The sequence below is a fragment of the Hydrogenophaga intermedia genome (genome assembly GCF_000723405.1).
GTDB classification, from domain to species: Bacteria; Pseudomonadota; Gammaproteobacteria; order Burkholderiales; family Burkholderiaceae_C; genus Hydrogenophaga; species Hydrogenophaga intermedia.
In genome coordinates this window covers 18121-38477 of the sequence record NZ_CCAE010000042.1, presented here as the reverse complement: position 1 = coordinate 38477, position 20357 = coordinate 18121, and the positions used below count along the sequence as shown (strand labels likewise).

The window sequence follows — 20357 nt, the reverse complement described above, 5'->3', positions numbered from 1 at the left end:
GGTGTCGTGGGCGCGGGGGGCGGTGCGGGTGAAGCGGTCGGCGCTGGTGCGGTCGTGTCGGCGGTCTCGCGGTCCCCGCAGGCCGCGAGCGACAGGGCCAGTGCAAGGGCCGCCGTCAGGTGCCATGGCGTTGAGGTGTTCATGGGAACAGTGTGCCGTGGTGTCCGCCTGATGAGAAGCCCAAGCCGCTTGCGCCGCCAATCGATCCGCTGACCACACGCGGTCCGGATCAGCAGGCTCCGTGCTCCCTACACTGCCGCGCACCACGCGGCAGAGCGCTTTCCGCCTGTCATTAATGCTATTGTTTTCATAGGGAGCGAGTGGATGAACCGGTGTCACAAGACGGTATGGGCGGCGGCGCTGGCCGCCAGTGGCGTGGCGCATGCGGCCACGTTCACGGCCTCCAACGAGGCCGAGCTGATCACCGCGATCAACCAGGCGAACGCCAGCACCGACCCGAGTTCCACGATCACCTTGACCGCTGGCTTCACGGTGACGACGGCGCTGCCGCCGATTCGGGGGAACGTGTCGGTCAATCCCAACGGCCACACCACGGCCGTGGGGTCCGCCGCAGGGGCCGGGCTGACATGGGAAGCCGGGGCGAGCTACGGAAACCTCGGCAATCTGCAGGTGGGTCACGTGGCGGGCACCACAGGGGCATTGACCGTGCAGGGCGCTGGCACCACGGTACGGGCCGCTTCGCTGGTTGGCAACGCCGGGCTCGCGCGCATCACCGTGCGGGATGGCGCGGTACTCGCATCAACGGGCCCGTCCGGGGTGCGCTTCGGTGGGGCATTGCCGACGCTGTCCGATGGCGGCGTCGCTCACGTGCTGGTCACCGGCGCTGGCTCGGCCTTGACCTCCGGGGTGCTGTAAGTCCACCAGCGCGGCACGCTCGAAGTGTCCAACGGCGCCAGACTGGAGGCCCGGGCCTTGGTCTACCTCGGTTCCATGCCCGGTGGCTTCACTGGCGTGGTGACGGGTGCGGGCTCCCTGCTGGCGTCCACCATCACCAGCATCAGCCTGGGCGCGTCCGGCTCAGCCGCGCTGACGGTGGCCGATGGAGCGACCATTTCGGCCAACGGCGGTGCCTCCGCCATCAACCTCGCCACCAACGTCGGCGGCTCCGCCGTCCTGAACATCGGTGGCGCAGTGGGCCAGGCCGCGGTGGCGCCGGGCGCGGTGCTTGCCTCGGCCGTCAACGGTGGCGCCGGCACGGCGGTGCTCAACTTCAACCACAACGCCGCGGCGTACGGCTTCGCGCCGGCCATCACGGGCAGCACCAGCGTGAACCACGTGGGCAGCGGCACCACCACGCTCACCGGCGCCAGCACCTACAGCGGCGCGACCCAGATCACGGGCGGCACGCTGCGCGCGGGCGCGGCCAATGCCTTCAGCGCGGCCTCGGCCCACACCATCGGCGCCTCGGGCACGCTGGACGTCGGCGCGTTCAACCAGACCCTGAGCACCCTGAACAACGCCGGCACGGTGGCGCTGGCGGGCGGCACGCTCACGATGACGGGCGCCTACGTGGGCAATGGCGGCACGCTGCAGTTGGGCGGTGGCCGCCTGGTGCTCGATGGCGCGGGCGCCAGCGCCAGCGGCAATACGCTGGTGCGCATCACCCACTTCGATGCCCTGGGCGCGGAGACCACGGGCGATGGCATCGAGGTGATCACCGCCACCGGCGGCGCCACGACCACCGCGCAAACCACCAAGGACGCGTTCCGTCTGGCCAACGGCGTGGTGGGCGGCGGCGCCTACCAATACCGCCTGCACGCGGCCGACGCCAACGGTGCGGGCGAGAACTGGTACCTGCGCTCCGAGGGCTACCGCGACGAGGTGGCGCTGTACGCCGTGGTGCCCGAGCAGTTCCGCGCGCTCGACACCGCCATGCTGGCCAACCGCCAGCAGCGCATGGGCGAGTCGCGCACCACCGTCGACGCGGACGGCCGCGAGCGCCAGGCCTGGGGCCGCGTCTTCAGCGTGGACCGCGACATTGCCCAGCAGGGCACCGTGAGCCCCACGAGCAACGGGCGCCTGAGCGGCTTCCAGACCGGCACCGACCTGTGGACCAACGCCAGTTGGCGCGCCGGCCTCTACCTGGGCCAGCTCGAGGGCGACATGGCCGTGCGCGGCCAGCAAAGCGGCGCCGCGAACTACTCGTCCGGCCGCAACGACCTGCGCAGCCAGTACCTGGGCGGCTACGCCACCTGGCAGCGCGACAGCCTGAGCCTGGACGCCGTGCTGCAGTTCGGCCGCCACCGCTACACCGCCACGCCCGCCGAGGGCGAGTCCAGCGCGGGCAAGGGCGACAGCCTGATGGCCTCGCTGGAAGCGGCCCAGGGCTTCGCGCTCTCGCCGCGCTGGCAGATCGAGCCTTCGATGCAGGTGGCCTACCAGCACCTGAGCCTGGACGACACCGGCCTGAGCGGCGCCACGGTGCAGCAGGACACCGATGGCAGCTGGATCGTGCGCGCTGGCGTGCGCGTGAAGGGCCTGTTCAACGCCGGCCCGGGCGCCCTGCGCCCCTACGCCGGCCTCAACCTGTACAAGCGCAGCAACAGCACCGACGTGACGCGCTTCGCCGGCGGCGTGGGCGGCACCGACATCAGCAGCCGCACCGGTGGCAACAGCGGCGAGCTGAGCCTGGGCACGAGCTGGCAGCTCGGCCCGCGCACCAGCCTGTACGGCGAGGTGAGCCAGCTCTGGGAGCTGGGCGGGGACGCGCGCACGGACAGCGGCATCAGCGGCGGGGTGGGGGTGCGGGTGCTCTGGTGACGCCGTCCTGCTCGGGTGCGCGGCGATTCGCAACCGCGCCCGGCGTTTTCGCGCCGTCGGCGGTGCGCCGCGTCAGATGAGGTTCACGCCCCGCCACAGGCCCTCGCGCACCAGGTCCTTCACCGTCTCGCGCAACTCCGTCCGCACCACTGCGGCGGCGGGTGACAGCCGCATCGGGTCCACCGAATACAGGTAATTCGGCCGCTTCATGTCGGCGTCCGAAAACGCCAGCGTGCGCCAGCGCTCGCGCATGCGGCCTTCCAGCAGCGCGGCGGCCATGGGCTTGATGGTGGCGCCCAGGCCGTCGCGCACGCAGGTCATCAGCAATGAGAGCGAATCGATTTCTGCCACCACGTGGGCGGTGAGGCTGCGCTGCTCGAACTCGGTGGTGATGCGCCGGCGCAAGCCGTGGATGCTGGTGGGCAAGATCAGCGGCAGCGCCGCCGTCTCGGCGCAACTGATCTTCACGCGCCTTTGCGGCACCAGTTCGCTGTCCTGCGGCAGCATCACGAACAGCTCCTCCTCCACGAGCGGCTCGCTGGGCAGATCGGGCACGGCGTCGCGGCTGAAGAGAATGGCCAGGTCGAGCTGGCCCATGCGCATCATCTGCGCCAGGTGGCCGCTCATGCCCTCGACCACGTTGAGCACGATGCCCGGGTACTTCTCGCGGATGCGGCGCATGAAGCTCACGCCCACCGCGCACACCGTGGTGGCCGCCAGGCCCACCGACACCATGCCGTGCACCGAGCCCGGGTCCTGCCGCGCGATGCTGAGCGCCTGTTCCAGTTGGCGCAGCATGAAGCGCGCGTGGTGGTGCAGGGCGGTGCCGCTTTCGGTGGGCGTCACGCCCTTGGCGGTGCGGATCAGCAGTGGCTTGCCCACCTCCGCTTCCAGCTTGGCGATCTGCTGGCTCAGCGCGGGCTGCGCGATGAAGAGCTGGCGCGAGGCCTTGGCCAGGCTGCCGCTTTCCACGATCTGCACGAAGTACTTGAGTTGGCGGAAGTCCATGTCCTGCTTGTCTCCATCTCTCTCGGGGGAAGGGGTGATTTTCGGGCTATAGGATTTTCTTCTATCCAGTCTCGGAAAACAGTATTTTTCAGAGTGACCCGCTCTTCCTAATATCCACGCCGCACCAAAGTGCGAATTCCTACAACGAGGAGACAACACCGTGGATCAGACACAGGACAAGGGCACGCAGCGGCGCACGCTGCTCAAGGCCGGCGCATTGGTGGCCGGTGGTTCGGCGCTCGGCCTGCCCGCGCTCGCGCAGGGCATCGAACCCATCCGCATCGGCCACCTCACGCCGCTCACCGGCTTCCTGGGCGCGCTGGGCGACTACGCCACGCAGGGCATCAAGATGGCGGTGGAAGAAGTGAACGCCGCCGGCGGCGTGAACGGCCGCAAGATCGATCTGATCAGCGAGGACTCGGTGAACCCGCAGACGGCGTCGAGCAAGGCCCAACGCATGATCGAGCGCGACAAGGTGCTGGTGCTGATGGGCGAGATCAACTCGGCCTCGGCGCTCACCATCTCGCAGGTGGCGGCGCGCAACAAGACCCTGTTCATGAGCATCGGCGCGCGCTCCGACGCGCTGCGCGGAAAGGACTGCAACCGCTACACCTTCCACGTCGACATCCCCGTCACGGTGATGGTGAACGCGGCCGGCGAGGCGTTGCTGCGCGAGGGCCTTGTGAAGGGAAAGAAGATCTACGCGCTGACCTCGGACTACCTGTTCGGCCACGACCTGTCGCGCGCGGCCAAGCGCTTCTTCACGGCCAATGGCGGCACCGTGATCGGAGACGAGCTGGTGCCCACCGACCTGACCGACTTCAGCCCGCAGCTGATCAAGATCCGCCAGGCGCGGCCCGACCTCATCGCCACCAACCTCGGCGGCAACCAGGTCACCAATTTCGTCAAGCAGTACGCCGAGTTCGGCCTGCAGTTCCCGGTGGCCGGCTTCAACCTCAACACCGCCGACGCCTGGGCTGCGGGCGAAGGCAACCTGGGTGGCATCTGGCCCACGGTGTGGCACCACGAGCTCAAGACGCCGGGCTCGCAGGCCTTCGTCGAGCGCTTCACGAAGAAGTACAACCGCATCCCCGAGAACCACGCCTGGATCGAGTACGTCTCGCTCATGATGTTGGTGCAGGCGATGAAGGAAACCAAGTCGACCGACACCGACAAGCTGATCGCCTACTTCGAGTCGGAGGCGCAGTTCGACATCCTGAAGGCGCGCAAGGCCTACTTCCGCAGCTGGGACCACCAGCTCATGCAGGAGGCCTATCCGTTCACGGTGAAGCCCAAGGGGCAGTCGAAGCACAAGCAGGACTTCCTGCAGTTCGGCGAGGCCGTGCCCGCCGCCAACGAACCCCTCGAGAAACTCGCGCCGCCCAAGTCGGAGAGCGCCTGCAAGATGTGATCGGGTGATGCAGATCGTTTTCTTGCTCGAACAGGTCGTCAACGGCCTGGTGCTCGGGGGTTATTACCTGCTGCTCGCGCTGGGTCTTTCGCTGATCTTCAGCGTGGGCGGCATCGTCAACCTGTCGCACGGCGCGTTCTACGCGCTGGGCGCCTACCTGTCGCTGGAGGTGATCCGCTTCGTCGGCTTCGGCCCCAGCATCGTCATCACGCCGCTGCTGGTGGGCCTGATCGGCATCGCCTTCGAGCGCTTCCTGCTGCGCCGGTTCTACTCGGCCGATCCCATCCTCAGTCTGCTCGTCACCTTCGGCCTGGCCCTGGTGGCGGAACAGGCGCTGCGCATGATCTGGGGATCGGCGCCGCTGGCGTCCAACATGCCCGCTGAATTCAAGGGCAACGTGGTCCTGGGTGAGTTCCTGTTCTCGCGCTACCGCCTGTTCATCCTCGGCGTGGTCATCGTGGTGATGACGGGCATCTGGCTGCTGCTGCACAAGACGGCCTTCGGCCGCGTGGTGCGCGCGGGCGTGCAGAAGCCCGACATGGTGGCCGTGCTCGGTATCAAGCTGCAGCCCTACATGACGGCCATCGTGGTGCTGGGCGTGGCCACGGCCGCGCTGGCGGGCGTGCTGTTCGGGCCCATTGCCATCGTGCACCCGGCCATGGGCATGGAGGTGATGACCGTGGCCTTCGTGGTGGTGGTCATCGGTGGCCTGGGCAGCTTCTGGGGCGTTGTGGCGGCGGCTTTGCTGGTGGGCGTGGTGCGCGGCATCACCACGCACTTCATGCCCGCGGCCAGCGAGGCCTCGATGTACATCCTGATGTTCCTGGTGCTGATGTTCCGGCCGCGCGGCCTGCTGGGCGAGCGCATCGAGCGCTTCGAGTGAGACCACAAGAATGAGTGCTTTCCTGTCATCGCGGCACCGCCCGCTGTGGATTGCCGCGGCCAGCCTGGTGCTGCTGCCCCTGCTGTTCCAGGCCATCGGCCTCACGCTGGACTCGGCCACCGTCGTGGTCATCCTGGCCATCGCGGCCATGGGCCTGAACCTGTTGGTGGGCTACACCGGCCTGGTGTCCTTCGGCCACGCGGCCTGGTTCGGCATCGGTGGCTACGCGGCGGGCTTGGCGCAACTGCACTGGTTCAAGGGCCAGATGCTGCTGCCCCTGCTGTTCTCGGTGCTGTTCACGGCCGCGCTGTCGCTGGTGGTGGGTTTCCTCATCCTGCGGCGGCGTGGCGTGTACTTCTCGCTGCTCACGCTGGCGCTGTGCGCATTGACGTTCGCCATCTCCTTCCGCTGGACCAGCCTCACGGGTGGTGAAGGCGGACTCGGCGGCATCGAGCGCGTGACGTTGGGCCCCATCGACCTCAACGGCCACCTCAGCTACTACGTGTTCGCGGCGCTGGTGGGTTTCGCGGTGGTGTGCGCGCTGCACCGGGTGGTGCGCTCACCGGTCGGCCACGTGCTGGTTGCCATCCGCGAGAACCAGCAGCGCGCCACCTTCCAGGGCTACGACGTCAACCGCTACAGGCTGCTGGCCTTCGTGCTGTCGGCCACGGTCACGGGCCTGGCGGGCGCGTTGCTGGTGTTCCTGCACCGCCTGGCGGCGGCCGAGTCCACGGCCGTGCACTTCTCGGGCGAGCTGCTGGCCATGGTGGTCATCGGCGGCATGCACAGCTTCCTGGGCCCGGCCCTGGGCGCGCTGTTCTTCCTGCTGTTCCGCGAGCTGTTCTCGATGTGGACCGACAACTGGCTGCTGTACTTCGGCCTGATCTTCGTCGGCTTCATCATCTTCTCGCCTTCGGGTCTCACGGGCATCTGGGGCCAGGTGCAGCGCCGCCTGCGCCCGCCGCCCACCGACGGCGCGGCCATGAGCAAGCGCAAGATCTACGAAGGCCTGCCGCTGCCCGATTTCCTGCGCCCCGCGCGGCGCGAGGGCGCGGTGCTGGAGGCCAGCGACGTGGGCATGCGCTTCGGCGGCATCCAGGCCGTGCGGGGTGCCAACCTGGCCGTGCAGGCCGGGCAGATCCACGCGCTCATCGGCCCCAACGGCGCGGGCAAGACGACCACCTTCAACCTCATCTCGGGCATGTTCCCGCCCAGCACGGGCACGGTGAAGCTGCACGGCGAGGTGATCCACCACCTGCCGCCCGACCGCATCTGCCAGCAAGGCCTGGCGCGCTCCTTCCAGATCACCAACCTGTTCAAGGGCCTCACGATCCAGGAGAACCTGCGCCTGTCGGTGCAGGCACGGCACCCGGCGCGCTTCAACTTCTGGCGCGACGTGGACAGCTTTCCCTCGGTTCAGGCCGAGACCGCCGAGCTCATGAAGTTCCTGGGCCTCGAAGGCATGGAGCAGGTGGGCGGCGCCGATCTCTCCTACGGCGGCCAGCGTCTGGTGGACCTGGGCATCGCGCTCGGCAGCAAGCCGCAGGTGCTGCTGATGGACGAACCGCTGGCGGGCCTGGCCGCGGCCGAGCGCGAGCGCGTGTCGCGCCTGGTGAAAACCATCGCCAGCAACATCCCGGTGCTGATCGTGGAGCACGACATCGACCGCGTGCTGGAGCTGTCGCACCGCGTGACGGTGATGAACCAGGGCGAGGTGCTGATGAGCGGCACACCCGACGAGGTGCGCGCCGACCAGCGTGTGCAGGAGATCTACACCGGCACGGGCACGCCGCCCGTCACGGGCCGCAGCGGCGTGGCCACGGGCGATCGGCCGCTGGTGCTGGACTTCGACGGCGTCAACGCGTTTTACGGCAAGAGCCACATCCTCAACAGCGCCAGTCTGCAGGTGCGCGAGGGCGAGATCGTGGCGCTGCTGGGCCGCAACGGCGCGGGCAAGTCCACGCTGCTCAAGAGCCTGGTGGGCCTGGTGCCGCCGGCCAGCGGCCGCGTGGTCTTCAACGGCCGCGACATCGCCGGCCTGGGTGCGCCCGACATCGCGCGGCTCGGCATCGGCTACGTGCCGCAGGGCCGTGGCCTGTTCGCGGGCATGACGGTGGCCGAGAACCTCTCGCTGGGCCGCCTGGCGCGCCCCACCGATGGCAGCACCGGCGTGGTGTGGGACGAAGAAAAGATCTTCGAATTCTTCCCGCGCATCAAGGAGCGCATGCACATCGCGGCCGACTACCTCTCGGGCGGCGAGCAGCAGATGGTGGCCGTGGCGCGCGCGCTGTCGGGCAACGTGCGCCTGCTGCTGCTCGACGAGCCCTTCGAGGGTCTGGCGCCCACCGTGGTGCAGGAGCTGTTCACCGTGTTCGACCGCTTGCGCCAGCACGTGGCCATCGTCATCGTCGAGCACAACCTGGACCTGGTGCTGGCCCTGGCCGACCGCGCCTACGCGCTGGAGCGCGGCGCCGTGTTCCACGAGGGCCCGGCCGAGCCACTGCTCACCGACCTCGACTACCGCAAGAAGATCCTCTGGCTCTGAGCCCGTGGACCGCATTCCTCCCACACACACACGACACCCCACAGGAACGCACATGAGTGACACCCCCCGCCCCCCCGGCCAAGCGCTGGTGGAAAAGATGGCGAACCTGCTCTGGAAAGAGTACCCGGGCCACTTCGGCGGCGCGCTTTCCAAGGAACTGGCCGGCCCCGACACCACCGGCAGCCGCCGACTGGATTTCCGCATCTCGCGCTACGCGCCCATGGCCTACGTGCAGGAGCACGTGCACAAGGTGCAGGAGCAGGTCTACTACGTGCTCGAAGGCGAAGGCGTTCTCACGCTCGACGAGGCGCGCCACCTGATGCGCCCGCACGATTTCGTCTACGTGCCCCCGGGCATTCGCCACAGCTTTCACAACACCGGCACGGCAGGCCTGGTCTTCCTGGTGATCACCACGCCCGCGTCCGACGACGAGGAGACCCTGTGATGGACCGTCAGGCATCGGCCATGGTGGACCCGGCGCGGCACGATGTGCTGCGCCAGCTCATCGACGGCGAATGGGTGGACGGGCACGGCCCGCGCATCGGCGTGCGCGACAAGTACACGCTGAAGGATTTCGCCGAGCTCACGCAGGCCGACGAGGCGCAGGTGCGTCGCGCGGTGGACGTGGCGCACGCGGCTTTTCGCCGCGGCGTGCCGGCGGCCTACGAACGCGGTGTGGTGCTGGAGCGCGCCGCTGCCTTGCTGGAAGCGCGCAGCGATCAGTTCGTGCGCGCCATGCAGCGCGAAGCCGGCTTCACGCAGAGCGACGCGGCCGGCGAGGTGCGCCGCTGCCTGCAGACGCTCAAGCTCTCGGCCGACGAGGCGCGCCGCCTCGCGGGCGACGTGATTCCGCTGGGCGGCGCACCCGGCGCGGCGGGCCGCATCGGCTTCACCCTCCGCGTGCCGCTGGGCGTGGTGGCGGCCATCACGCCCTTCAACTCGCCCTTGAACACCGTGACGCACAAGGTGGCGCCGGCCTTCGCGGCGGGCAACGCGGTGATCCTCAAGCCCTCCACGCACACGCCGCTGACGGCCTGCCTGCTGGCCGAAGTGCTGCTGGAGGCCGGCATGCCCCAGGGCTTCCTCAACGTGCTGCACGGCAGCGGCGAGGTGGTGCGCTGGCTTCAGGCCGATGAACGCGTGCGCTTCTTCGCCTTCACCGGCAGCACCGAGGTGGGCCGCCTGATCCAGCAGGCCGCCGGCCTGCGCCGCACGCAGATGGAGCTGGGCTCCATCGCCTGCACCATCCTCTGCGAGGACGCGCGCCTGGACGCGGCCCTGCCCAAGATCGTGAACGCGGGCTTTCGCAAGGCGGGGCAGGTATGCACCTCGGTGCAGTTGCTGCTGGTGCACGAATCGCTTCAGGCCGAGGTTGAAAACCGCCTGGCGACCATGGTGCAGGCCTTGCCTTATGGGGACCCGAACGACGGCAAGACCTTCGTCGGCCCCGTGATCAGCGAGGACGCGGCCATCCGCATCGAGGCCTGGATCGAGCAGGCCGTGGCTGCAGGCGCGAAGCGCCTGGCCGGCGGCCCGCGCCAGGGCGCGGTGGTGCCGCCCACGCTGCTGACGAACCTGCGCGACGACATGCGCGTGAGCTGCAGCGAGATCTTCGGCCCGGTGGTCTGCATCCTGCCGTTCAAGACGCTGGAGCAGGCCATCGCCCGCGTCAACGCCACGCCCTTCGGCCTGGCCACGGGCATCTTCACCCACCAGCTCGACGAGGCCTTCGCCGCCGCGCACCAGTTGGAGGTGGGCGGCGTGCACGTGAACGAGACGTCCAGCTCGCGCGTGGACCTGATGCCCTATGGTGGCTCCAAGGACAGCGGCTTCGGCCGCGAGGGCCCGCGCTACGCGGTGCACGAGATGACCGAGGAACGGGTCGTCACTTTCACGATGAATTGAACGGATAGCGAACATGCCCAAGATGAAAGGTGGCGAGCTGATCGCCGAGTACCTCGTCCAGGAGAAGGTGCCGTACGTGTTCGGCATCTGCGGCCACGGCAATGTCGGCATCCTCGATGCCCTCTACGACGTGCGCGACAAGATCCAGTTGGTTTCCCCGCGCCACGAGCAGTGCGCTGGCCACATGGCCGACGCCTACTTCCGCGTGAAGCACAAGCCGGTGGCCACGCTCACCTCCACCGGCCCGGGCTCGGCCAACATGGTGATGTCCTGCGCCACCGCGCTGTCGGATTCGTCGGCCTTCCTGTGCATCACGTCCAACGTGCCGACCTCGCAGCACAACCGCGCGCCCTTCCAGGAGCTGTACAAGCACAACCAGGCCGACTTCGCGCAGGTGATGCGCCCGGTGGTCAAGCGCGCCTTCCAGCCCAGCCGCGTGGACATGCTGCCGCTGGCCCTGCGCCAGGCCATGGACACCATGGTCACCGGCCGCCCCGGGCCGGTGAACCTGGACATTCCCTACAACGTGTACCAGGAGGAGGCGGACGTTGAATTGCCACCGGCCTCGAACCTGCACCGCGCGCACCGCCCCGGCGCCAGCGAGGCCGACGTGGCCGAGGCCCTGGCCCTGCTGGCCGCCGCGCGCCAGCCGGTGCTCTTCATCGGTCATGGCGCCACCCTGTCCGAAGCGGGCGAGGAGATCACCGAACTCGCCGAGCGCCTGGGCATTCCCGTCATCACCTCGCCCAACGGCATGGGCTGCATCCGCGGTGACCACCCGCTGGCCCTGGGCTTCATCGGCCGCAACGGTGCCTACCCGGCCAATGAGGCGGGTCGCCGCGCCGACCTCGTCATCACCCTGGGCACGCGCTTCGACGACCGCAGCTCGTCCAGTTGGCACGATGGCTACTCGTGGAACTTCCCGACCACGAAGCTCGTTCACGTCGACATCGACCCGCAGGAACTGGGCCGCAACTACGCGCCCGACCTCGGCGTGATCGCCGACGTCAAGGTGTTCACGCGCCAGTTGATCAACGCCCTGCCGCAGCGTGCGCAAATATCGGCCGAACGCTACTCGCCCTGGCTTGCGCAGGTGCAGGGCTGGCAGGCGCAGTGGGAGGCCTTCGTGCGCCCGCACTTCGGCGATTCCACGAATCCGCTGCGCCCCGAGTTCGTGGTGGGCACGCTGCAGCAGGTGTTGCCGGATGACGTGATCCTCGCGCTCGACTCCGGCGTACACCACAACTGGTTCATGCAGTTCTGGCAGGCCAGGCGCCCGCAGAGCATGCTCAACAGCTGGGGTTACTCCAGCATGGGCTTCGGCGTCTGCGGCGTGATGGGTGCGCAGCTCGCCGCGCCCGAGCGGCCCTGCGTGGCCGTGGTGGGCGACGGCGGTTTCACCATGGCGCCCTACGTGCTGTGCACGGCGGTGGAGCTGAACCTGCCCGTCGTCTGGATCATCTGGAACAACTTCGCCTGGGGCGCCATCCGCGACCTGCAGTACGGCCTGTTCGACGGCCGCGAGATCGGCACCGCCTTCTACAAGGGCCAGAGCGGCGAACGTTACAACCCCGACTTCGCGGCCTGGGCCCGCGCCGCCGGCGCCGACGGCTACACCGTGACGCGCCCGCAAGACCTGGGCGCCACCGTGCAGCAGGCGCTGAAGAACAAACGCCCCTGCGTGATCGACGTGCACGTGGACGCCGACGTGCGTCCGCCGTCCACCGGCACCTGGCAGTTGCCGCCCATTCCGTTCAAAGAACCCGTGTACGGCAAGCCCTTCAAGGCCTGAACCGTTTCTCCATCGAAAAGGATTCCCCATGAGCAAGAAGATCGCCCTGGTGTTCGGCGGCACGCGCGGCATCGGTGCGGCCACCGTGAAGAAGCTGGCCGAGAGCGGCTACGACGTGGCCTACACCTACGTGAGCAGCGCACCCAACGTGCCGGCCAAGATCGGCGGCGCCACCACCAAGGGCTACGCCGTCGACATCCGTGAGCCCGCGCAAGTAGCCCAGGTGTTCGCCGACGTGGCGAAGGACTTCGGCGCCGCGCCGCACTGCGTGGTGGCCAACGCGGGCATCAACGTTCCGCCCGGCCCCATCGCGTCGTACGACCCCGAGAACTTCCGCAAGGTGGTGGAGGTGAACCTGGTCGGTGCCTTCAATGTGCTGAGCGCCGCGGCAAAGCACGTGGCCGATGGCGGCAACATCATCGGCCTGACCACCTCCATGGTGCGTGTGGCCGTGCCCGGCGGCGGTGCCTACACGGCCACCAAGGCCGGTGTTGAAAGCCTGCTGCGCTCCATGTCGAAGGAGCTCGCGCCCCGCGGCATCCGCGTCAACGGCGTGGCACCAGGCCCGGTGGACACCGACCTGTTCCGCGCCGGCAAGGACGAAGCGGCGATCACGCGCTCGGCCGGCATGAGCCCCTTCAACCGCGTGGGTCAGCCCGACGAGGTGGCCGAGGTCGTGGCCTTTCTCGCGTCCGACAAGGCGTCGTGGGTGCATGGGCAGATCATCCAGCCCAACGGCGGCATGGTGTGAAGAACATGGCGCCCCCACGTTCGCGCACTGCGTGTCGCTCTCTGCCCCCCAAGGGGGCGCGTTTCGCCTTGGGGCGGCCCGGCGGCGAAACATGATGCGTCTCGCCGTCTTCACCAAGAACCTGACGAACCCGGCCTACGGCGCTGCGCGTCTGGGGGCCGAGCGGGCCGCACGCGCGCTGGGCGGCGCCGAGGTGCTGCACTTCGTGCCGCAGACGCCGGACGATCCGGACCAACAGATCGCGTTGATCGACGACGCGCTGGCGTTGGATCAGAGGCCCGACGCCTTCGTGCTCTCACCCGTTCACGCGACGAAGGTCGACCCCGCGATCCGCCGCATCGCCGCCGCCGGCATTCCCATGATCGGCTTCGTCAATCCCATCGACGCCGCGCCCATGGCAGGCTACGTGAGTTCGGACGACGCCGCGCTCGCGCGGGCCATTGCCACCTACCTGTTCGATCACCTGGGCGGCCAGGGCCGCGTGCTCGTGGTCACCGGGCCCGAACAGTCGTACACCAGCCTCGAGCGCCTGCGCGGCTTTCGCGCGGCGAGCGAAAACTACCCGGGCATCCGCTGGGCCGACCAGATCGCCGGCGACTATGCGCGCGACGTGGCGCGCGAACGAACCACGCGCTGGCTCGCCGCGCACGAAACGCCCGACGCCTGCCTGGTCGCCAACGACATCATGGCCATCGGCGTGCTCGACGCGCTGGCCGGCGCAGGGCAGCGCGCCGCGGTGGTGGGCGTGAACGCCATTCCGCAAGCCATCGAGGCCATCGGTGCCGGCCGCATGCTGGCCACGGCCGACTTCAATGCCATGCAGATGGCCTACCTGGCCACCGAATGCGCCGTGCGCCACCTGCGCGGCGAAGCCATTCCCCCACGCATCGAACTGCCGGTGCAGATCGTGGACCGCCACAACCACCGCCACTGGGACCTGCCCTACGAGCAGCGACCCGTCATAACGCTGGACGAACTCAGGAGACAACAGACATGAAGAAACGCAGCTTCCTCAAGGCCACCGGCGCCGGCCTGATCGCGGCCGCGCTGCCGGGCATCGGCATGGCGCAGGACTACCCGAACAAGACCGTGCGCATCGTCGCGCCGCTGGCGCCCGGTGGCGCGGTCGACATCCTCGCGCGCCTCATCGCCGAGCGCTTGCAAACGCTCTACGGCCAGACCGTGATCGTGGAGAACAAGCCCGGCGCCAGCGGCCACCTGGGCGCGATGCACGTGGCGCGTTCGCCGGCCGACGGCTACACGCTCATGGTCGGCACCATCGGCATCCACGCCGCGTACGCCAGCTACAGCAAACTCAACTACGACCCGGCGAAGGAGCTGCAGCCGATCATGATCATCGGCGAGGCCTCCAACATCGTGGTGGTGCCGGCCAACTCGCGCTTCAAGACCTTCGCCGACTTCCTGGCCGAGGCCAAGGCAAAACCCGGTGGCATCAACTACGCCTCGGCCGGTCCGGGCTCGTCGATCCACATGATCACCGAGCTGTTCCAGCTCGCCATCGGCCAGCGCATGAACCACGTGCCCTACAAGGGCAGCGGGCCCGCGCTGGCCGACCTCATCGGCGGCCAGGTGGACGTGATGTTCGAGAACATGTCCTCCGGCATGGCGCACGTGCGCGGCGGGCGCCTGCGCGCGCTGGCCGTCACCGGGCCGAAGCGCGACCCGCGCTTCCCCGAGCTGCCCACCATCGCCGACGCCGGCGTGCCGGGCTTCAGCGGCACCTCGTGGTTCACGCTGGCCGCGCCCGCCGGCACGCCCGCGCCGCTGGTGGAAAAGCTCAACCGCGACGTGCAGAAGCTGCTGGCCGCGCCCGACGTGGCCGAGCGCTACAACGCGCTGGGCATGGGCGTCACGCCCAACACGCCGGCCGAAGCGCGCGCCTTCATCCAGAGCGAAACCACCAAGTGGACGCGCGTGATCGAGGCCGCCAACCTCAAGCTCGACTGAGCGGGTGCGCCACAGAACACCAACCGGAGACAAGACATGATCAAGAAGACCGTTCGCGCGGCCCTGTTGGGCCTTGCCATGACCACCGCCGCCCTGGCCGCCACGGCGCAGGACGCGTACCCAAGCAAGCCCATCCGCCTCGTCGTGCCCTACGCGGCCGGCGGCCCGGCCGACCTGCTGGCGCGCGGCGTGGCCGACAAGCTCGCACCACGCATCGGCCAGAGCGTGGTGGTGGAGAACAAGCCCGGCGCGGGCGGCCACACCGGTGGCGAGCAGGTGGCCAAGGGCGCGGCCGACGGCTACACCCTGGTGCTCGCCACCATCGCCCACAACGGCGCGACCAAGCTCTACCCCAACCTGCGCTACGACCCGAACACCGAACTGCAGCCCGTGATCCTGGTGGCCGAAAGCCCCAGCGTGCTGCTGGTGCGCCAGGACCTGGCCGCGAAGTCGGTGAGCGAACTGCTGGCGCTGATGAAGGCCCAGCCCGGCAAGCTGAGCTATGGCTCGGCCGGCAACGGCTCGGCCATGCACATGGCGGCCGAGCTGTTCCGCTACATGAGCAAGACCGAGGTGGTGCACGTGCCCTACCGGGGCGGCGCGCCCGCCATGACGGACCTGCTCGGTGGCCGCATCGACTTCATGTTCGACAGCCTGGGCACCGCGCACCAGCATCTGCCGTCGGGCAAGGTGCGTGCGCTGGCCGTGACCAGCACCAAGCGCAACCCCAGCCTGCCCGATGTGCCCACGGTGGCCGAGGCCGGCTTGCCCGGTTACGCCTCGGTGCCCTGGTACACCATCTCCGCGCCCAGGGGTGTGCCGGCGGCCATCGTGAGCAAGCTCAACACCGAGATCAACGCGGTCCTGAAAGACGCCGACCTGGTGAAGCGCTGGGACAGCCTGGGCGTGGTGGTGCTGGGCGGCACGCCGGCCGAAGCGGCCAAGCGCAACCAGGACGAGACCAAGAAGTGGAGCGCGGTGATCGAAGCCGCCAACATAAAACTCGATTGAGGTTCCGATGCACGACGTGATCGTGGTGGGCGGCGGCGGCGCCGCGCTGGCCGCCGCCATCGAGGCGCGCGAGCGCGGGGCGAGCGTGTTGCTGCTGGAGAAGAATCCCAAGTTGGGTGGCTCCACTGCCTGGTCGATCGGCTCGGTCACGTCCACCGGCACGCCGCACCAGCGGCGCCGTGGCATCGTGGACAGCCCGGCCGACCACTGGGCCGACATGCCGGGCTTCGCGGGTGATCTCGATGCGCGCGACAACGCCGAGCTGCGCCGCGTGCTGTGCGACCACATCCCCGACACCTTCCAGTGGCTGCTGGACTCGGGTGTGCGCTTCATGGGCCCCATGCCCGAGCCACCGCACCGCCAGCCGCGCATGCACAACGTGCTGCCCAATTCGCGTTCGTTCATCTACCACCTGGAGCGCCGCGCGCGACGCGTGGGCGTGGAGATCCGCACCGATGCGCGCGTTGACTCGTTGCTGCGAAAAGGAGAGCGCGTCGTGGGCGTCGAAGCGCAAGGGCCCAACGGCCGCCTGGGCTTCGAGGCGCGCGGCGGCGTGGTGCTGGCCGCGGGCGACTTCACCAACAGCCCCGAGTTCAAGCGCCGCTTCATGGGCGAGCAGGAATCGCGCGTGGAGGGCGTGAACCCCACGGCCACCGGCGACGGCCAGCGCCTGGCCGAATCGCTGGGCGCGCGCATCGTCAACGGCGAGCTCGCGCTCGGGCCCGAGATCCGCTTCATCGCGCCCGCCACCGAAACCTTCGTGCGCCGCCTGCCGCCCTGGCGCTGGCTGGCCAGCCTCATGGGTTGGTCGCTGGACCACCTGCCGGCGGCCCTGTTGCGCCCGCTGATGATGAAGTTTCTCACCACCGCGCTGGCGCCATCGATGGCGCTGTTCGAGGCCGGCGCCGCGTTGGTGAACCAACGCGGCGAGCGCTTCGGCGACGAGTTGGACCGATCGGCCTGGCGCCTGGCCGACCAGCCGGACAAGCAGGGCTACATCGTGCTGGACCGCGCGCTCGCGCAACGCTTCAACGCCTGGCCAAACTTCATCTCCACCGCGCCCGGCATCGCCTACGCCTACATCGACGACTACCGCCGCAATCGGCCCGACGTGTTCACCGAGGCGCCCGATGTGCCGGCGCTGGCAGCGCGTCTGAGGATGGACGCGCGAGCGCTCACGCAGTCGGTGGCCGCTCGCTCGCTGGGCGAAGGCCCGTACGTGGCGCTGGGCCCGGTGCGCCCGGTGTTCGTGCACAGCGAAGGCGGCGTGATGGTGGATACGCGCCACCGCGTGCTGGGCGCCGACGATCGACCCATCGAAGGCCTGTACGCCGCTGGCGCCACCGGGCAAGGCGGGCTGCTGCTCAAGGGCCACGGGCACCACCTGGCGTGGGCCTTCGTGTCGGGGCGGCGGGCGGGGGCCGAAGCGGCAGACGGCGGGAAGTGAACCGGGAAATCCTAGTCGCCGATTCGGATTTCAGCGGCTCACGGCCTGTCAACGCCCGCCATCCGCGCCGCGGCCGCCCCCCAGTGCCTGCACCTCCTCCACCATCACCTTCTTCCACGCCGCGATGCGCGACTCCGTCACCATCGTCGCGTGCGCCGCGATGCTGAGCGCCAGGTGCGGCGTGCCTTCGGCCGAGGGCAGGGCACGGCCCATGCCGAAGCCGTCGTGCACCACGGTGCCCTGGCTGATGGCGAAGCCACCGCGCCGCGCGAGCGCCACCGCCGCGCGCAGTGCCTCGGCGTTGAGCCGGGGATAGCGCTCCAGCCCTGGCGCCACCGCGCGGATCATGTCCTCGGCGCGCGCCGGCTCCAGCGCGGCCAGCAGCGCGGTGGCGCCCGCGCCCACGCCCAGCAGCCGGCGCTGCCCCACGTCCACAGGCACAAAGCGCACCACCGAGCTGCCGTCGACCTTGAGCAGGCACACGGCCTCGGTGCCGCTGCGCCGCATCAGGTAGGACGTGACGCCCGTGCGCGCCGCCACCGCCTCCACCACGTGCCGCCAGCGCCGCACGTCCTGCGAGCTCGCGGCCGGCGTCAAGCCGAACTCGTGGATCAGCGGGCCCATGCGGTAGTGGCGGCCGTCGGCGCGCTCCACCAGGCGCTCGTCGAGCAGGCAGCCCAGGATGCGGTGCACCGTGGAGCGCGGAAGCGCCAGGCGCTGCGCGATGCCCGCGAGCGAATCGCCTTCGGCACCGGCCTGGGCGATGGCGCGCAGGATGCTGGCCGCGCGGTGCACGGCTTGCGTGCCGTCGGCGGGTGGGGGTGTGGCGGTGCGGGGCATGGTGTCGGAGTTCTGGGGCTGCAGCGAAGGCATTGTGTCCGTATCGTGGAACAACCGGAATGTGTTTTCCCCTAAACCCGCTGTTCACGGGTTCCATCTCGCAGAGGCCATTCCTAGAATCGCGCCCCACTGGCCGCTTCCGGGCATGCAGGTCAGAAGTTCCATGATTTGAAACAGGAGACAGACCCATGCCGAGCACGCCAACCCCCTCTTCCTCCGCCTCGCCGCGCCGCCGTTGGCTGGCGCGCGCCGGTGCCGCCGCGCTGGCCCTGGTCACCGCCAGCGGCGCCTGGGCGCAGGCCGACTTTCCGAACCGGCCGGTGAAGCTGGTGGTGCCCTTCGCGGCCGGCGGCTCCGACACCATGGCGCGCGCCTTCGCCGAGAAGCTGGGCGCGGTGCTCAAGCAGCCGGTGGTGGTGGAGAACAAGCCGGGCGGCGCGGCCCTGATCGGCTCGCAGCATGTGGCGCAGCAGCCGCCCGATGGCTACACCATGCTCTGGCTGGGTGGCGGCAGCCTCACGCCCGTGCTCATCAAGGACCTGAAGTTCGACATCCTGACGTCGCTGAAGTCGGTGGTGAGCATCGCGCGCGGCGGCATGACGCTGATGGTCCCCGGCTCGATGCCGGTGAACAACTTCAAGGAGTTCCTGGCCTACGCCAAGGCCAACCCCGGCAAGCTGAACTACTCGCACACGGCCGGCAGCATCCTGCTCGCCACCGAGATGCTCAAGTCCAGGGCCGGCTTCGAGGCGGTGGCCATTCCGTACAAGGGCTCCACGCAGGTGGCCACGGCCTTGATGACCAACGAGATCCAGATGGGCATCGACGTGCCGGTGTTCTACCTGGGCATGATCAAGGACGGCAGGATCAAGGCCATCGCGCACGGCGCGCAGGAGCGTTCGCCTTCGCTGCCCGATGTGCCCACGCTGGCCGAGGTGGGCGTGCGCGACCTGCAGTTCGCGTTCTCGTATGGCATCTGGGTGCCGGCCGGCACGCCCGATCCCGTGGTGCAGAAACTCAACGCGGCCTTCAACGAGGTCCTGAAGGATCCCTCCATCCGTGATCGCCTGGCGCAGGCCGGTGTGGTGCCCGTGGGTGGTGGCACCGAGGTGCACGCGCAGAACACGAAGGCCGAGCAGGACATGTGGGCCGCCGCCGCGAAGCAGATCGGGTACCAGCCGCAATGAGTGTGCCCGGCTTGTTTTCTCTTGCGGGCAAGACGGTCGTTGTCACCGGTGGCGGCAAGGGCATCGGGCGCGGCATTTCGGACGCGGTGGCACAGTGCGGCGCGAACGTGGTGGTGGCGGGGCGAGACGCCGCCGCGCTGGATGACACCGTGCGCAGTTTGCAGGCCGGGGGTGCGCAGGCCCTCGCGGTGGCCGGCGACATCACGCGCGCCGAGGACCGCGAGCGCCTGATCGCTGCCACGCTCGAGCGCTTCGGTGCCATCGACGGCTGGATCAACAACGCCGGGAGCGCGAGCCCGGCCGACGTCGGCCCGCTCGACGGCATCGGCGAGGCGCAGTGGGACCGCGTGGTCGACCTCAACCTCAAGGCCGCCTTCTTCGCCGCGCAGGCGGCCGCGCGCGCCATGGCGCGAGGGGGCTCGATCGTCAACATCACGTCGCGCAGCGCCTCGCACCCCAACCCGGGCACGGGCCACTACGGCGCGGCCAAGGCGGCGCTGGAGAACCTCACGCGCACGATGGCCGCCGAGTGGGGCCACCGCGGCATCCGCGTGAACGCGGTGGCGCCGGGCGTGGTGATGACCGAAGAACTCGCGAAGACCTTCAACACGCCCGAGCGCATCCGCCGCCAGGTGGAGACCGTGCCCTTGCAGCGCCTGGGCCGTCCCGAGGACGTGGGCCCGCTGTGCGCCTACCTGGTGAGCGATGCCGCCACGTGGACCAGTGGAACGGTGATCGGCGTCAATGGCGGCAGCTTCGTGCCCATGGGCTACCTGAGCTACCTGCACAAGGTCAACCGCGACGCCGCGCCCGCCTGAACGAACGACA

At 69.2% G+C, this 20357-nt stretch carries 17 protein-coding genes; 15 read left to right on the top strand and 2 right to left on the bottom strand.

What is annotated here, in order from left to right; genetic code table 11:
- Positions 1-324: 324 nt before the first annotated feature.
- Both BN948_RS25805 and BN948_RS19290 read left to right on the top strand, forming a co-directional pair.
- Positions 325-876 (top strand): hypothetical protein, encoded by a 552-nt coding sequence (locus BN948_RS25805; RefSeq protein WP_009514969.1) that lies wholly within the window; start codon positions 325-327, stop codon positions 874-876.
- A 57-nt stretch (positions 877-933) separates the two neighbouring features.
- Positions 934-2781: an autotransporter domain-containing protein gene (locus BN948_RS19290; RefSeq protein WP_009514970.1), complete on the top strand. Its 1848-nt coding sequence runs from the start codon at positions 934-936 to the stop codon at positions 2779-2781.
- A gap of 72 nt (positions 2782-2853) precedes the next feature.
- Here the strand turns inward: BN948_RS19290 and BN948_RS19285 are convergent, their stop codons facing one another.
- The gene (locus BN948_RS19285; RefSeq protein WP_009514971.1) at positions 2854-3789 is read right to left on the bottom strand and encodes a LysR substrate-binding domain-containing protein; all 936 of its coding nucleotides are present in this window, start codon (positions 3787-3789) and stop codon (positions 2854-2856) included.
- 160 nt (positions 3790-3949) lie between these two features.
- On the opposite strand from BN948_RS19285, the gene BN948_RS19280 reads away from it, so the two are divergent.
- The 11 genes from BN948_RS19280 to BN948_RS19230 all read left to right on the top strand — a co-directional run bounded on the left by BN948_RS19280 (position 3950) and on the right by BN948_RS19230 (position 17502).
- Positions 3950-5200: an ABC transporter substrate-binding protein gene (locus BN948_RS19280; RefSeq protein WP_009514972.1), complete on the top strand. Its 1251-nt coding sequence runs from the start codon at positions 3950-3952 to the stop codon at positions 5198-5200.
- A gap of 7 nt (positions 5201-5207) precedes the next feature.
- Entirely contained in the window at positions 5208-6083 is an 876-nt protein-coding gene (locus tag BN948_RS19275; protein ID WP_009514973.1) for a branched-chain amino acid ABC transporter permease, read from the top strand.
- A gap of 10 nt (positions 6084-6093) precedes the next feature.
- Positions 6094-8628 carry a branched-chain amino acid ABC transporter ATP-binding protein/permease gene (locus tag BN948_RS19270; protein ID WP_009514974.1) on the top strand — a complete coding sequence of 845 codons (2535 nt, stop codon included), beginning with the start codon at positions 6094-6096 and terminating at the stop codon, positions 8626-8628.
- Between the two features lie 52 nt (positions 8629-8680).
- Positions 8681-9073: a cupin domain-containing protein gene (locus BN948_RS19265; RefSeq protein ID WP_009514975.1), complete on the top strand. Its 393-nt coding sequence runs from the start codon at positions 8681-8683 to the stop codon at positions 9071-9073.
- Positions 9073-10533, top strand: coding sequence for an aldehyde dehydrogenase family protein (locus tag BN948_RS19260; RefSeq protein ID WP_009514976.1), 1461 nt, complete (start codon positions 9073-9075; stop codon positions 10531-10533). The genes BN948_RS19265 and BN948_RS19260 overlap by 1 nt, the downstream gene beginning before the upstream one ends.
- Positions 10534-10546: 13 nt before the next feature.
- Positions 10547-12325: a thiamine pyrophosphate-binding protein gene (locus tag BN948_RS19255; protein ID WP_009514977.1), complete on the top strand. Its 1779-nt coding sequence runs from the start codon at positions 10547-10549 to the stop codon at positions 12323-12325.
- Between the two features lie 28 nt (positions 12326-12353).
- Complete coding sequence (locus BN948_RS19250) at positions 12354-13076, top strand: SDR family NAD(P)-dependent oxidoreductase (protein ID WP_009514978.1); 723 nt, start codon at positions 12354-12356, stop codon at positions 13074-13076.
- Between the two features lie 91 nt (positions 13077-13167).
- A complete protein-coding gene (locus BN948_RS19245; protein WP_009514979.1) occupies positions 13168-14073 on the top strand; it encodes a sugar ABC transporter substrate-binding protein in 906 nt (301 codons plus the stop codon).
- Positions 14070-15044: a Bug family tripartite tricarboxylate transporter substrate binding protein gene (locus BN948_RS19240; protein WP_009514980.1), complete on the top strand. Its 975-nt coding sequence runs from the start codon at positions 14070-14072 to the stop codon at positions 15042-15044. Before BN948_RS19245 ends, BN948_RS19240 begins: the two co-directional genes overlap by 4 nt.
- A gap of 36 nt (positions 15045-15080) precedes the next feature.
- Positions 15081-16055, top strand: a complete 975-nt coding sequence (locus tag BN948_RS19235) for a tripartite tricarboxylate transporter substrate binding protein (protein ID WP_035623208.1) — start codon at positions 15081-15083, stop codon at positions 16053-16055.
- A 7-nt stretch (positions 16056-16062) separates the two neighbouring features.
- Complete coding sequence (locus tag BN948_RS19230; protein WP_009514983.1) at positions 16063-17502, top strand: FAD-dependent oxidoreductase; 1440 nt, start codon at positions 16063-16065, stop codon at positions 17500-17502.
- A gap of 48 nt (positions 17503-17550) precedes the next feature.
- On the opposite strand, the gene BN948_RS19225 is transcribed toward BN948_RS19230, so the two are convergent.
- The gene (locus tag BN948_RS19225; RefSeq protein ID WP_035623228.1) at positions 17551-18342 is read right to left on the bottom strand and encodes an IclR family transcriptional regulator; all 792 of its coding nucleotides are present in this window, start codon (positions 18340-18342) and stop codon (positions 17551-17553) included.
- 188 nt (positions 18343-18530) lie between these two features.
- Between BN948_RS19225 and BN948_RS19220 the strand changes: the two genes are divergently transcribed.
- Together BN948_RS19220 and BN948_RS19215 are read left to right on the top strand one after the other, a co-directional pair.
- Entirely contained in the window at positions 18531-19529 is a 999-nt protein-coding gene (locus tag BN948_RS19220) for a Bug family tripartite tricarboxylate transporter substrate binding protein (RefSeq protein ID WP_009514987.1), read from the top strand.
- Positions 19526-20347 carry an SDR family NAD(P)-dependent oxidoreductase gene (locus BN948_RS19215; RefSeq protein WP_009514989.1) on the top strand — a complete coding sequence of 274 codons (822 nt, stop codon included), beginning with the start codon at positions 19526-19528 and terminating at the stop codon, positions 20345-20347. Before BN948_RS19220 ends, BN948_RS19215 begins: the two co-directional genes overlap by 4 nt.
- Positions 20348-20357: the final 10 nt, after the last annotated feature.

What these genes read in the sequence shown, in the direction of transcription:
- BN948_RS19275 (WP_009514973.1), top strand. Translation starts at nt 5,208, where the DNA reads ATGCAGATCGTTTTCTTGCTCGAACAGGTCGTCAACGGCCTGGTGCTC.
- BN948_RS19285 (WP_009514971.1), bottom strand. Translation starts at nt 3,789, where the DNA reads ATGGACTTCCGCCAACTCAAGTACTTCGTGCAGATCGTGGAAAGCGGC.
- BN948_RS19230 (WP_009514983.1), top strand. Translation starts at nt 16,063, where the DNA reads ATGCACGACGTGATCGTGGTGGGCGGCGGCGGCGCCGCGCTGGCCGCC.
- BN948_RS25805 (WP_009514969.1), top strand. Translation starts at nt 325, where the DNA reads ATGAACCGGTGTCACAAGACGGTATGGGCGGCGGCGCTGGCCGCCAGT.
- BN948_RS19225 (WP_035623228.1), bottom strand. Translation starts at nt 18,342, where the DNA reads ATGCCCCGCACCGCCACACCCCCACCCGCCGACGGCACGCAAGCCGTG.
- BN948_RS19255 (WP_009514977.1), top strand. Translation starts at nt 10,547, where the DNA reads ATGCCCAAGATGAAAGGTGGCGAGCTGATCGCCGAGTACCTCGTCCAG.
- BN948_RS19245 (WP_009514979.1), top strand. Translation starts at nt 13,168, where the DNA reads ATGATGCGTCTCGCCGTCTTCACCAAGAACCTGACGAACCCGGCCTAC.
- BN948_RS19270 (WP_009514974.1), top strand. Translation starts at nt 6,094, where the DNA reads ATGAGTGCTTTCCTGTCATCGCGGCACCGCCCGCTGTGGATTGCCGCG.
- BN948_RS19215 (WP_009514989.1), top strand. Translation starts at nt 19,526, where the DNA reads ATGAGTGTGCCCGGCTTGTTTTCTCTTGCGGGCAAGACGGTCGTTGTC.
- BN948_RS19220 (WP_009514987.1), top strand. Translation starts at nt 18,531, where the DNA reads ATGCCGAGCACGCCAACCCCCTCTTCCTCCGCCTCGCCGCGCCGCCGT.
- BN948_RS19235 (WP_035623208.1), top strand. Translation starts at nt 15,081, where the DNA reads ATGATCAAGAAGACCGTTCGCGCGGCCCTGTTGGGCCTTGCCATGACC.
- BN948_RS19240 (WP_009514980.1), top strand. Translation starts at nt 14,070, where the DNA reads ATGAAGAAACGCAGCTTCCTCAAGGCCACCGGCGCCGGCCTGATCGCG.
- BN948_RS19265 (WP_009514975.1), top strand. Translation starts at nt 8,681, where the DNA reads ATGAGTGACACCCCCCGCCCCCCCGGCCAAGCGCTGGTGGAAAAGATG.
- BN948_RS19260 (WP_009514976.1), top strand. Translation starts at nt 9,073, where the DNA reads ATGGACCGTCAGGCATCGGCCATGGTGGACCCGGCGCGGCACGATGTG.
- BN948_RS19250 (WP_009514978.1), top strand. Translation starts at nt 12,354, where the DNA reads ATGAGCAAGAAGATCGCCCTGGTGTTCGGCGGCACGCGCGGCATCGGT.